Below are 12,878 nucleotides of genomic sequence, written 5' to 3'. Positions count from 1 at the left end.
TGTCGTTGTTGCGGGCGCCCGATGAACCCGCGAACACCGACTCTCGTTCTGGCCGCCGCCCTCCTCGCCGCGGCCTGCTCACCCCCCTCCAGGCAACCCGCGCCGGACGAGCGGAATGCCGGAGCCGAGGAGACCGCGACGCCGCCGCCGTCTCCACCCCGAGCGCCGTCCACGACGCCGCCGTCCCCGAAGCTCCGCGCGGTCCTGCGCGCCGGCGGCGCCCTCGTGCGCGCGCCGCGGGGCGACGCGCTCTACCTGGCCGACGAGGACCACCGCGTCGTCCGCCGCATCCCGCTGCCCGTGGACGTGAGCACACCGCCCGTCGCGATCGCCATGCCAGGGCACCCCGCGCAGGTCCTCGCGCTCGACGACCGCGTGCTCGTCACGATCCGAGACCCCGGGCTGCTGCTCGTCATGCGGCCGGATCCGACCGCAGGCCTCCTGGAAATCGCGCGCGTGTCGCTGCCGGCCGACGCCTGGGGGCTGGCCATCACGCCGGACGAGCGCACCGCCATCGTCACCAGCGCCTGGACCGCCAAGGTCTCCGCCGTGGATCTCGCGTCCGCCTCGAAATCGTGGTCGATCGACGTCCCCCGCGAGCCCCGCGGCGTCGTGGTCCGCGAGGACGGCGCGGCCGCGTACGTCACGCACCTCACGTCCGCGGCCCTCACCCGGATCGAGCTGCGCTCTCCTCCCAAGGCGCGGTCGATCGCGCTCCCGCCGTCTCCGTACCGCGCCCCGCCGGACGAGCCGCGCGCCGCTTCCCTCGGATACGCGGCCGCGCTCTCCCCGGACGGCCGCCGCCTGTTCGTCGCGCGCCACGCGCTCGGCGCGATCGGCGAGCTCTCGTGGTTCGGCGCCGCCACCGTCGACGCCCTGCAGACAGGCAACGACGAGCCCCTCGCGCCCCGCCGCCGTGAGGGCGCCCCGAGCCGGGTCGCGCGGGACTTCGAGCTCGACATCGCCGGCGACCCGGAGCTCGAAGCGCCGAAGACCGACCTCGCCCCGTTCGTCCAGCCGCGCGCCCTCGTGGTCCGCGAGAGCACCCGCACGCTGCTCGTCGCCAGCGAGGGCACCGACGCCCTGGTGGAGCTCGACGCGCTCTCGATCGATCCGGCGCTCCGGCCCCTCGCCACCTACCGGCTCAGCAGCTCGCCGGCGACCGTCGCCGCGGCGCCAGGGTCCCTCGACGCCCTCTCGCGCGATGTCGGCGTCGCGACCCTGTGCGGCGCGCCGAGCGGCGTGGCCCTCTCCGGGGACGAATCCATGGCGTGGGTTTACTGCCGCTCGACCGACACGCTCGCCATCGTCCGCCTCGACGAGCACAGGGCGGGCGCTCCCTACGAGCCGGGGCCCGTGCCGTTCATCCGGCTGGCGGAGCCTCCGCTCCTCGAGCAGGCCGCCGTCGGCCGGAGGCTCTTCTACAACGCGACCGACTGGCACACGAGCGGCGGGCTCGGGTGCGCCGGGTGCCACCCCGACGGGCGCGACGACGGCCACGTGTGGCACGAGGTCAGCGGCGGCGACTTCGCCAATTTCTTCGGATCCGCCGACAACCGGCCGATGGAAGGGCTCGCGGGCGGCGTGGCGCGACAGACACCCATGCTCGCAGGGCGCGTCTCGGCCGTGGGCCCTTATGGCTGGAACGCCCAGAGCGAGAGCCTGGCCGCGCGCATCCTGGAGGGCTTCGGCCTGCATCGATGGGGGATGGGCGGCGCCAAGGACGGCGCGCTCGGGCTGCGCGCGACCTACCTCGCCAGCTTCCTCCGCGAGGGCCTCGCGCCCCCGCCGCGGGAGGATCGGCCGCTCACGCCGCAGGAGAAGCACGGATTCGCGCTCTTCACGAGCGAGGCGGCGCAGTGCTCCCGCTGCCATGTGCCCGAGACCGAGTACACCGACCGGATGGGCTACCCGATGCCGCGCTTCGTCGCCCAGCCAGGGTTTTACAGGGAGAAGAAGGACCAGGCGTTCAAGACGCCATCGCTGCGCTTCGTCGCCGGGACGGCGCCCTATTACCACGACGGCTCCGCGAGGACGCTCGAAGAGCTCGTCGAGAACAACGAGGATCGCATGGGCCGCACCAGCCACATGTCGAAGAAGGACAGGGCGGCGCTCGTCGCCTTCTTGAGGACGTTATGAAGAAGCTCCTTTGGATCGGGACAGCCCTGCTCGGCGCGCTCGCGCCGGCGCAAGCCGCGGAGCCGCAGATCGCCCCGCCCGCCACGCCGGACGGCGCCGCGGCAGGACCTCGGGCGGAGACGGGCGCAGCCCTCCCGGATGGGGGAGACGGCGCGGCGGGCGGCGGAGAGGGCGCGGCGGCGCCCGCGGTGCGCGCGCTGGAAAAGGCGCCGCCCGCGCCCGAGCGGACGCCGCGGCCCGCGATGGCGGAGTGGGACGGCGCCGAGCCGGTGCAGCTCGCGAGGGACAAGAGCGGCGCCGCGTGCAAGGCGCGGATGCGGCGCGAGTGGCTGCGCATCGACTGCACCGCGCACTCGCTGGCCGCCGTGAGGACGCTCGGAGCCAGCGCCGGCGAGGAGTGGTTCCGGCTGGACCAGAAAAACGGCGAGGAGCTCGCGAGCGGCGTCTCCGTGGTCTTCCCGGTCCGCCGCGGCGACCGGAGGGTGATCGAGATCCTCACGGGCATGTGGGCGTATCGCGGCGAGCTCGGGATCTCGACCAGCTTCGTGATCTCCGAGCAATGGCTCGACGGCGACGCCGGGCCGCTCGTCAGCGTGCTGTGAGCCCGACGCGGGCCGCGGAGGGCGCTCGCGCTCGGACAGGCTTGCCCGGGCGCGCGCGGCGTGCCTTGATCGGGCGCGTGACGACGGGGTTCTTCGAGGCGCGTGGGTTGCGTTTCCGGCTCGATCGCCAGGGGGCCGAGGTGAGCGGGGGGCCGGCGCGCCCGGTCCAGGCCAGGATCGAGCCCGACGAGGCAGGCCTCGACGGCGACGAGCCGCTGGCCGAGCTCCTCGGCCGCCGGCTGTCGGCGCTGCTCGGCGCGCCGGTGAGCGACGAGGAGGGGATCTTCGACCTGGCGGTCGAGCGCGATGGCGCCGTGGTCGCGGCCGTGCAGCTCTCGTGCGGCGAGGACGACGAGGACGTGCTCGAGCTGCTCGGCGAGCGGGCGCCCTCGCTGCCGGTGCGCGCGCTGGTCGAGGCCCTGGTCGAAGCGCTGCGCGGCCCGGGGTGACGCGCGCGGCGTCCAGCTCACCGGGCGCCGGCGGAGGCTTTCAACGCCGGGCGGCACGGGGGCTCGGGTTCAGCGCATGCCCCTCATCGAGCTCGCGGACCACGACCGCGGCGCCGCGGCTACGCCCCTGCGCCGTGCGCCGCCTCCCGCTCGGTCACCCGGCGGACGGTCTGCGCCGTGTTCTTGTCGTCCTCGCGCTGCGCGATGTCCGACAGGCTGATGATGCCGACCAGCCGGCCGTCCGCGTCGGTGCACAGGACGCGCGACTTGTGGTGCTGCCCCATCAGCTGCTCGGCGCGCTGCACCTCGTCATCGGGCCGGCACGCGACCACCGCGCGGGTCATGACGTCGCCCGCCTTCGTGCTCAGCGGGCGGCTATCCGCCAGCACCCGGATGGCGAGATCGCGGTCCGTGAGCGTGCCGAGCACCTTCCCGTCGTCGTCGCAGACAGGCAGGAAGCCGACGTTCGCGTCGCGCATCTTGCGCGCGGCCGTCTGGATCGTGTCCCCGGTCATGACGCACTGGATCTCCCTCTTCATGATCTCCTTGCACAGCATGGTTTCCTCCTTCGGCTCCGTTTGCAGCGCTCGGTTGCGTCACCGCGCACACCCGGACCTTAGGAGACCGGCGCCGGCAGGGGATGGAGCAGCGGGATGAATGCGGCGTCGGGCACCGCTTGACGGAGCGCCCGGCCCGGCGAGCGCTCCGAGCCACACGGCGGCGGCGCCGCGCGCCGCGGCGAGAGGCATACTGGGACGCGAGGCACCATGTCGGAGCGGATCACGAGGGCGGTCATCCGCCGGGCGCAGCCCGCAGACGCAGCGACCATCGCGCGCGTCGAGGTCGACTCCTGGAGGGCGGCTTACCTCGGCCTCGTTCCGGCGGCCGACCTCAACGCCCTCTCCGTGCCGGCGCGCGAGGCGAGCTGGCAGCGGATCCTGTTCCACGGCGCCGCGACCGGCACGCGGGCCTGGGTGCTCTGCGTCGACGACGACGCGCTCGGCTTCGCGAGCGCCGGACCGACGCGCGACGACGACGACGATCCCCGCGCGGTGGGCGAGCTCTACACGATCTACCTCCTGCCCGCCGCGTGGGGCCGCGGCCTCGGCGCCGCGCTGCTCGACACCGCGCAGGCCGACCTCGCGCGGCGCCGCCACCGGACCATGACGATCTGGGTCCTCGAGGGGAACACCCGCGCGCGCCGCTTCTACGAGCTCTCCGGCTTCACCCGCGACGGCGCGCGACGGAGCGCGCGCGTCGGCGCGGGCAGCCTGCCGGAGGTCCGCTACCGGCGCGCGCTGTGACGCCGCCTACCCGCGAACGCCGCGGCGCCCGCGCCCGCCGGAGCGCCCCGGCCCCGTCCGGCGCGCAGCCCGGTCCCGAGCGCTAGGCGAAGCGCACGACGATGCTGCTGTAGCCGCCCCGCGGGTCGTGCTCGGAGGTGACCTTGCCCCACGGATACTCGTACGGCGGCGCGCCTAGCATCGATTCAAGCCACGCGTCGTGGCTCGCCTTGCGCTCGGCCTCCTCCTTCTCGGACCAGTCGTTCCAGAAGGCCTTCGACTCCGCGCCCACCTCGAAGAGCTCGACCGACGCGAGCTTGCCGCTGCAGAAGTGCAGCGTGATCCGGAAGGTGCGGAAGCCGATGCGCTGGCGCGCCGTCCGGTAACCGCTCCACGGCTGCGCCTGGCTCAGGGCGTTGGCCGTCCGCGCGAGCGGCGACGACAAAAACTGCGCTTCCGAGTACGAGGGGCCGATGCGGAGCCCGGACGCGAGCTCGATCTCGCCTGTCTGCCGATGGATCATCCAACCCTCCGACCGCTCGGGGCAGCATACACCACAGCTCCCGGCCCCGTGTGGCCGGTCACGCCACCCCGGCGACCGGACTCGGCCGTTCCTCGAGCGCGAGCGACTCCGCCTCTCCTCAGGTGGGTGCTCGCCGGAGACTCGCCCCCTGCCGGATCCACCGCCGCTCCGCGGGAGATCGCGAGGACCGCCGCGCATTTCGCGCACTGCGACCGTCGCCGCACCTGTCCCCCTGTGTCGACACGACGCCCACGCTGTCGCTGCGACCCGCGACGTGCGCTTTTACCAGGGGCGTAAAGCTGCGCAGGCAACGCGGCTTTTCCCACTTGTGATGAGCGGAGACCCGGTAATATCGGCCACGGTTCGCGCCGCCCCATCCGAGGTCATTCGAGGTCTTCTTGCCGCGCTGCCCATCCTGCCATCGCCGACTTGCAGCCCTCGCCCCCTGCCCAGCGGACGGCGCCCTGGCGCCGCTCCGCGCCCCGCCCGTCGAGCTCGGCCCCGAGACGCCGCCGTCGCTCGCGGGCTTCGTCATCGGCCAGCCGCTCGCCGCGGGCGCGTTCTCGATCATCTGGGACGCGACCCGGCTGGAGGACGGCGCCCCCGCCGTGCTCAAGGTCAGCAGGGCCCACTCGCTCCTCGCGCGCGAGCGCTTCCGCAGCGAGGCGTGGGCGCTCGAGCAGCTCGGCCCCCCGGCCTCGCCGCGCCTGCTCCAGAACGGCGTGCTCGAGGACGGCCGCGCGTACATCGCCATGGAGCGGCTCGAGGGCGAGACGCTGGCCGCCCGCCTCGAGGGCCTGCCCGCCGCGCTCGACCTGCGCTCCGCCCTCGACGTCGCGCTCGCCGTGCTGAGCTGCCTCCAGGTCGTGCACGAGCGCGGCCTGGTCCACCTGGACCTCGCGCCCGAGAACGTCTTCCTCGAGCCCGGCGGCGGCGCGCGGCTCCTCGACTTCGGCCTCGCGCAGCGCGATCGCGGCGTCGTCTGCCACCCGGCGGACAGCGCGCTCACCACGCTGGGCGCCATGCTCGGGACGCCCGAGTACGCGTCGCCGGAGCGGCTCAGGGCCGAGCCGATCGACGGGCGCGCGGACCTCTACGCGTTCGGCGCGCTCCTCTTCGAGCTGCTCACGCTCCGCCCGCCGTTCGCCGGCGATCGCGAGGACGTCGCGCAGGGGCACCTCGGCCGGCGGCCCCCGCGGCCGAGCGAGCTCACCGCGGCCGCCGCCCCTGTCCCCCCGGCCATCGAGGCGCTCGTCCTCGCCTGCCTCGCCAAGGAGCGGGCGCTCCGCCCCCGCGACGCCGCCGGCCTGCGGGCCGCGCTCGCGTCGGCGGGCGCCGCCGGCGCCGCGGAGGTCGCGGGGGACGACGCCGCGATCTCCGCGGACCGGCACGACACCGTGGTGCTCGCCCTGGAGGCCCGCGGCGCCGAGGCCGAGGTCCGCGCCGCCGTGGCCCGGCACGAGGGGCACCTCGCGCGGCAGCGCGGCTACCGCTTCGTCGCGATCTTCCCGGGGCCGAAGGAGGCCGCGGCCGAGCGCGCGCTGCTCGCGGGGCGGGAGATCGTCGCGTCGGTCGGCGCGCCGCTCGCGATCCACGTCGCGCCGCTGAAGCTCCGGCGCGAGGCCGACGGGGGCCTGGCCGCCACCGGGCTCGCCGTGGAGCGGCCCGAGGCGTGGCTCCCCGCGGATCCGTGGCGCGGGATCGCGCTCAGCGCCGAGCTCGTCACCGCGCACCCCGGCTTCGACGTCGCCGCGGCGAGCGAGGACGGCCGCTACTTCTTCGCGCAGGAGGCGCCCCTGTCCGCGGGCGATCGCGACGCCGCGCGCGCCGCGCCGCCGCCGCTCGTCGGCCGCGGCGACCCCCTGAGCGCCCTCGAGGGGAGCCGCGAGCGCGCGCTCGCGGGCCTCGGGCCCGGCCTCTGCGCCCTCGTCGGCGAGCGCGGCCTCGGCAAGTCGCGGCTCGCCGAGGAGATCGCCGAGAGCAGCCGGCGCGCGCACCCCGGCGCACTGGTGATCGCGCTGCGCGCCGAGCCGGACCATCCCGGGCGCGCCGCCGGGGGCCGGCCCGGCCAGGCCGCGGCCGCCCTGCTCGCCGCGGTGCTCGGCGCGGAGGGCGGCGCGCTCGCCGCGCCCCGCGACCCGCGCGCGCTCTGCGTCGAGCGGCTCGGCGAGCCGCTCGGCGGCGACGTGTGGCCCGCCGTGGCCGCCTCCCTGGGCTGGCTCGACGGCGCGCCCGACCTGCCGCCGCCGGCGCGCCGCGGCAGCGTGCTCCGCGCGATCGCCGAGGGGCTGCGCCGCCGGGCGGCCGAGCGCCCCGTCGTCGTGATCGTCGACGACGCGCACCTCGCCGACGGCGCCGCGCTCGACGCGCTCGACCTCGCGACGCGGCGCGAGGCGGATCTCCCGCTCTGGGTGCTCCTCACCGGCGCGCCGGAGCTCGCGGCGCGGCGCCACGCGCTGAGCGCCCGCGACCACGCGCGCGACCGGGTCGCGCTCTCGCCGCTCGACGACGCCGCCGGGCTCCTCCTCTGCGCCGAGCTCCTCCGGCCCGCGGAGCACCCGCCCAGCGCCGCCCTCCGCCGCCTCTGCGCGTGGGCCGGCTACAACCCCCGCTGCCTCGTGGAGCTCACCCGGGCGATCAAGCGCGCGGGCCTCGTGCGGCTGCGGGCGCGGTCGAGCAGCTACCAGCTCGCGACCGCGGAGCTCGACAAGCTCCCGCCGTCGCCCGCGTGGCAGTGGTTCGCGGCGCGGCAGCTCGAGGCGCTCCCGCCGGAGCTCGGCGCGTGCGCGAGGCTCTGCGCCGTGCTCGGCTTCGAGCTCTCGGAGGACGTGGCCGCGGGCGTGCAGCGGGCGCGCGAGCTCGAGGGCGAGGGCGCTCGCGGCGACGGCGTCGACGTCCCGAGCGGCCTGCGCGCGCTCGCCGCGCGGGGGATCCTCGTCCCCCGCGGCGCGCACGACGCCGCGCGCGAGGGCACCCCGTGCGGGGGCGCCCGCTACGCCTTCCGGAGCGCGCTCTTGCAGGAGGCCATCTACGCGCTGCTCACCGAGGAGCAGCGCGCGGGGATGCACCGGCACGCGCTCGCCGTCTGGGAGCGCCTGGCCGAGGCCCAGCCGAGGGCGCCGGACCTGCTCGAGCCGATCGCGCGGCACGCCGCGGCCGCCGGCGCGCGCGCCCGCGCGGCGCACGCGTACCTGCTCCTCGGCGACATGCACCGCGACCGGCACAACAACGCCGTGGCGGAGGGCCACTACTCGTCCGCGCTCCTCTGGGCCGACGGCGACGATCAGCGCCAGCGGTACCTCGCGCTCCTCGGCCGCGCGCGCGTGCGCTACCGCGTCCTGCGCACCGGCGAGGCGCTCGACGATCTGCGCTCGGCGGGCGCGCTCGCCCGCACCATGAAGGACCCGCGGATGATCGCGGAGGCGCTGCTCGAGGAGGCGACGGCGCTCGACTGGGCCGGCGCCTGGGAGGAGTCGGCGGCGCGGGTCGAGGAGGTGATCCCGCTGCTCGACGTCCGCGAGGATCACGCCGACGCCGGGCTCGCCGCGCGCTTCGAGGTCGCGGCCGGCCGCTCGTCGTTCCGCAAGGGCAACCTGGAGGACGCCCTGGAGCGGCTGACGCCCGGCGTGGAGCGGGTGCGCGAGGCCGATCACGACACGCACGTCATCGGGCTGACGCTCCTCGCGTGCGTGCTCGTGCGGTGCGGCCACCTCGACGAGGCGGAGCAGCGCTTCGACGAGGCCGTGCGCGCCTGCGAGGAGCGGGGCGACCGGGTCCACCTCGGCGCGGCGCTCGTCCGGCGCGCGGAGCTCTGGCCGGCGCTCGACGCGCCGGATCGCGGGATCGCCGACCTCAAGCGCGCGGTCCAGCTCGCCCGTGAGGAGGCCAACGCCTGGGCGGAGCGCGAGGCGACGATCAAGCTCGCGGAGCAGCTCTACCTCTGGGGGCGCGAGGATGAGGCGCTGCCCCTCGTGCGGCAGGTGCGCTCGCTGGACGAGCAGTTCAAGGACCGGCCGGTCTACAGCAGCGCGCTCCTGCTCGCGCGGATCCACGCGATGCGCGACGAGCACGCGGACGCGAGCCGGCAGCTCCGGTGGCTCCGGGCGCAGGGCGCGGTCGCGGACCTGCCGCCCTACGCCCAGGCGCTCCTCGGCGTGATGCAGCTCGCCGTGAAGGATCCGAGGAACAGCATGGAGAGCGCGCGCACGCGGGCGGCGTTCCGCGAGGAGGGCGAGCCCTCGGGCGAGCTCGGCGGCGGTCTGAGCGCCGACCAGCGGGTCGAGCTGCTCTACTGGCGCGCGCGGGCCCTGCTCGACGCCGGCCGGCCCGAGGACGTGGCGCTGCTGCTCGCGCGCATCGCGCCGCTGCTCGCCGAGAGCCGGGCCTGGCGCCCGCGCTTCGCGAAGCTCCGCGCGGGGTACGGGCAGCTCGCGGGGTAGCTCGCGGGCTCACCTCGGATCGATGCGGAACACCTCCCCGGTGATCATCACCACGTACAGCTCGCCGGCGGCGTCCTCGCCGAACGAGGCCGCCGGCAGGCTCGACGCGAGGTCGCCCGTGATCTCCACGTGATCCCGCACGGCGCTGCCGTCCCACCGCAGCGTCCAGAAGCGGTGCGTCCCGTAGTCGCCGTAAACGTACCTCCCCTGGAGGCACGGGATCGCCGAGCCGCGGTAGACGTAGCCGCCCGTGATCGAGCCGCCCTCCCCGCTCGAGTGGCTGTGCTCCACGGCGGGCGCCACGCCGACGCGCGAGCACCCGGAAGAGACGCAGTGGTCGCCCTCCATCGTCGGCCAGCCGTAGTTGCGCCGCCCGGTGCGGGCGGGCTCGATGTTGAGCTCCTCCCAGGCGTTCTGTCCCACGTCGGCGATGTAGAGGTCTCCCGTGCGCCGGTCGAAGCTGAAGCGCCACGGATTGCGCAGGCCGTAATCCCACACGAGCGGGTTCACGCCTGCGCCGGTGAGGTTGCCGGACGGCCCGAGCCCGGTATTCACGTCGATCCGCAGGATCTTGCCGAGGGGCGACGAGAGGTCCTTGGCCGGAGAGGTCGAGTACGGCGTCACGGCCGAATCGCCGACCGACGCGTAGAGATGGCCGTCGGGCCCGAACGCGAGCGTGCCGCCCGCGTGGTTCCAGCCGCCGTGCTTCGCGTCGAGGAGCGTCCGGACAGGCACGCTCCCGGCCGAGGTGTCGGCGACATCGGGGTTCGTGGGGGAGCGGCGGAGCTCGGCGATCGTGACGTTGCCCCTGGGAGCCGCGGTGTAGAAGAGCCAGAACCTGCCGTTCGTCGCGTAGCTCGGGTGGAACGCCATCCCGAGCAGCCCGCCTTCGGCGGTCGGGCTGGGCGTGCACACGAGCGGATGTGCGCTCGCCGGGCGCGACGGCGGGCACGAGGTCCCGCCCCGGATGTCGAGGAACGGCGCGGCCAGGAGGACACCGTTCTTGATGAGGCGGACGACACCATCCTTTTCGAGGACGAACATCCTCGAGGTGTCGCCCGGCGGGCTCGTGAGGAAGAGCGGCGCTTCCAGGCCCGACGCGACCTGCGTGAGCTTCAGCCGCGGCACCCCGGCGCACGCGGCGCCGGAGCCGCCGCTGCCGCTGCTCGCGCCGGTGCTCCCGCCCGCGCCGGTGCCGGCGCTCCCGCCGCCCGCGCCGGAGGTCGCGCCGCCGGCGCTCGCGCTGCCGCTGGCCGCGCTGCTGCCGCTCGCGCTGCTGCCGCTCGCGCTGCTGCCGCTCGCGCTGCTGCCGCTCGCGCTGCTGCCGCCGCTCGCCGTCGCTGCCGGCGGCCGCACGTCCTCGATCCAGGCGCGGACCGCCGCGAGCCCCGCCGCGTCGGCGACCTCCGACCCGATCGGCGGCATCTGCGCCCTGGAGCCGCGGTGCGCCATCCGGCGCACCACCGCGCTCGACTCGGGGTCTCCCGCCGTGATCCGGTGGACCACGCCGGTCTCCCAGAAGCTGGGCCTCACGCCCACGCCCGTCGTGTACGTGTCGGTGCTCTCCACCGTGGTGTCCGCCGCGAGCAGGCGAGTCCGCAGGGTCGCGACGCCGGTGTCGTTGTGGCAATTGCCGCAGTTCGCGTGGAGATAGCCGAGCGCCGCGGCCGCGGTGGCGTCGCCCGGCGGGCGGAACCCTCCCGGCATCGGGACGGTGAGCCACCCGGCGTTGCCCAGCGACCGGATCGTCTCGCCCGGCCCCGCATGGCTCAGCTGCAGCGCGCTGAAGCCGAGGACGCGCTCCGGGAGCTTGCCGTGGCACTCCCAGCAGTCCGCGGTCCGCGGGATATCGTGCTTGGTCCCGCGCGCGTCCTCGACGCCGTCCTCGACCAGGAACGCGTCGCTCCCCGACGGATCCCACGCATAGGCGGCGAACACCCAGTCGTCGATCCCCGGCCCGAACCGGTGGATGAGCCGCGTCTCCACGGCCACGCCCTCGGCGCGGAACTCCTTCCAGAACCGCGTCCCCACCGGCAGCGACCAGTGATCCATGTCGCTCGTGTCGATCGTCGAGCAGCGCGGCAGGTACACGAAGCGCCGCTTGGCCGCCCCGTCCGACCAGAGCTCGTACGCAGGGCGGAACTCGAGCGTGTTCGCGGCGCGCGACCGGGTCGCGATGTCGGCGTAGAGCCCCGTCTCGGAGAGCCGATCGGGCGGCACCGGATCCGGCGGGAGCGCGGCCGGGTCCGCGCAGGGGTCGCCCGCCGAGCTCGATGCGCCGGTCGAGCTCGACGTCGCGACGCTCGACGCGGCGGTGCTCGCGGCGCCCGTCGTCGCGCCCGTGCAGGGCGCGCAGCGCGGCCCGCCGCAGTCGATGCCCGCCTCGAGGCCGTTCATCACGCCGTCCGCGCAGGTCACGTAACAGACGTCGAGCCGGGGGCGCTCCTCCGCGCGGTCGATCTCGCTGCTCCTCAGGTTGGTGGAGCGCCCCGGCGCCTCGTCGAGGAGCACGCCGTGGTTCGGCGCGGTCCCGAGCACCCACGCCTGGACGAGCGACGACACGTCCGCCGCGCGGGCGCCCACGCCCGCCTCGGCCGCGATCGTCGCCGCGCTCTCCAGCGCGAAGCCGCCGTCGCCGAGGCTCCGCCACGCGACGGTGCGCTCCTCCCACGGGATCATGACGCGATGTACGCTGATCGCGCTGCTATCGACCTTGTACGTCTGATGAACGATCATCGAGGCAGAGACGACCGTCGCGCCCGTGGGCACGGGAGAGAGGTCGAACTGCACGACGGACCGGCGGCGGCCGGCGCTCCCGGCGGATCCCGTCGAGAGGTTCGGAGAGGCGGAGTCGCTCCACGCCGGAGCATTTTGCCACAGTGTCGCATCTCTCACCGTGCCCGGCCTTCCATGCTGGTCCGGCCTCCCACGCTGGATCGACACGCACACCCTGGCTTCGCTCGAGAGCGCCGCGCGCGCCGCCCCGAGCGCGGGCGAATCGCCGAGATCGCCCTCCCCCACGTCGTCGACGCCGCCGGTTCCATGCGCGATGTCGCGCTCCGCGCCGGGCCCGGTGCTACAATTGACGGTCGCGGCGGCGGCGCCGGCGAGGGCGCCGCGCATCACGAGAGAGCAAACGCGCGATCGCGCCGCCCCGCGGCGAGATCGGCAGTCGGATCGCCCGGGCAGCCCGGGCGCGAGGGGTCGTTTCATACAGCAAGAACCTCCTTGTGGGGTTGCCCGACGGGATCTCTCCCGCAGGTGACGGCGGTTGTGCGCGAGGCGCTCGGTGGCCCGACCGGATCCACGGACACACCTCACCATCGGTGGGCGCCGAGATCGCATCAACGAGCGTGCCACTCGGCTCGGCTCGGCTCGGCTCGGCCAGGCTCAGCGCAGCGCACCGCATCGCACCCCGTGGGGCGCGGTGCTCGCCGGCCTGC

8 protein-coding genes are annotated in these 12,878 nt (G+C 75.4%); 5 read left to right on the top strand and 3 right to left on the bottom strand.

Going from position 1 to position 12,878, the window contains the following annotated elements; translation table 11 throughout:
• The first annotated feature begins 21 nt into the window (after positions 1-21).
• The 3 genes from WMF20_RS13245 (at position 22) to WMF20_RS13235 (ending at position 3,190) form a co-directional block, all read left to right on the top strand.
• Positions 22-2,139, top strand: a complete 2,118-nt coding sequence (locus WMF20_RS13245) for a hypothetical protein (RefSeq protein ID WP_437613715.1) — start codon at positions 22-24, stop codon at positions 2,137-2,139.
• The gene (locus WMF20_RS13240) at positions 2,136-2,741 is read left to right on the top strand and encodes a hypothetical protein (protein ID WP_437613713.1); all 606 of its coding nucleotides are present in this window, start codon (positions 2,136-2,138) and stop codon (positions 2,739-2,741) included. The genes WMF20_RS13245 and WMF20_RS13240 overlap by 4 nt, the downstream gene beginning before the upstream one ends.
• Before the next feature lie 77 nt (positions 2,742-2,818).
• Entirely contained in the window at positions 2,819-3,190 is a 372-nt protein-coding gene (locus WMF20_RS13235) for a hypothetical protein (RefSeq protein ID WP_437613711.1), read from the top strand.
• Positions 3,191-3,309: 119 nt separating this feature from the next.
• Here the strand turns inward: WMF20_RS13235 and WMF20_RS13230 are convergent, their stop codons facing one another.
• A complete protein-coding gene (locus WMF20_RS13230) occupies positions 3,310-3,747 on the bottom strand; it encodes a CBS domain-containing protein (RefSeq protein WP_437613709.1) in 438 nt (145 codons plus the stop codon).
• Positions 3,748-3,957: 210 nt separating this feature from the next.
• Between WMF20_RS13230 and WMF20_RS13225 the strand changes: the two genes are divergently transcribed.
• Positions 3,958-4,494 carry an N-acetyltransferase family protein gene (locus WMF20_RS13225; RefSeq protein ID WP_437613707.1) on the top strand — a complete coding sequence of 179 codons (537 nt, stop codon included), beginning with the start codon at positions 3,958-3,960 and terminating at the stop codon, positions 4,492-4,494.
• A gap of 82 nt (positions 4,495-4,576) precedes the next feature.
• On the opposite strand, the gene WMF20_RS13220 is transcribed toward WMF20_RS13225, so the two are convergent.
• Entirely contained in the window at positions 4,577-4,996 is a 420-nt protein-coding gene (locus WMF20_RS13220; RefSeq protein WP_437613705.1) for a hypothetical protein, read from the bottom strand.
• Positions 4,997-5,394: 398 nt separating this feature from the next.
• On the opposite strand from WMF20_RS13220, the gene WMF20_RS13215 reads away from it, so the two are divergent.
• Entirely contained in the window at positions 5,395-9,435 is a 4,041-nt protein-coding gene (locus tag WMF20_RS13215; RefSeq protein ID WP_437613703.1) for a serine/threonine-protein kinase, read from the top strand.
• A gap of 9 nt (positions 9,436-9,444) precedes the next feature.
• On the opposite strand, the gene WMF20_RS13210 is transcribed toward WMF20_RS13215, so the two are convergent.
• Positions 9,445-12,558 (bottom strand): PQQ-dependent sugar dehydrogenase, encoded by a 3,114-nt coding sequence (locus WMF20_RS13210; RefSeq protein WP_437613701.1) that lies wholly within the window; start codon positions 12,556-12,558, stop codon positions 9,445-9,447.
• Positions 12,559-12,878 lie beyond the last annotated feature (320 nt).

The sequence above is a fragment of the Sorangium sp. So ce834 genome, assembly GCF_051521425.1.
Taxonomy (GTDB): domain Bacteria; phylum Myxococcota_A; class Polyangia; order Polyangiales; family Polyangiaceae; genus Sorangium; species Sorangium cellulosum_D.
Note: the sequence above shows the minus strand (reverse complement) of the source record. Positions and strands in the feature narration are given on the sequence as shown.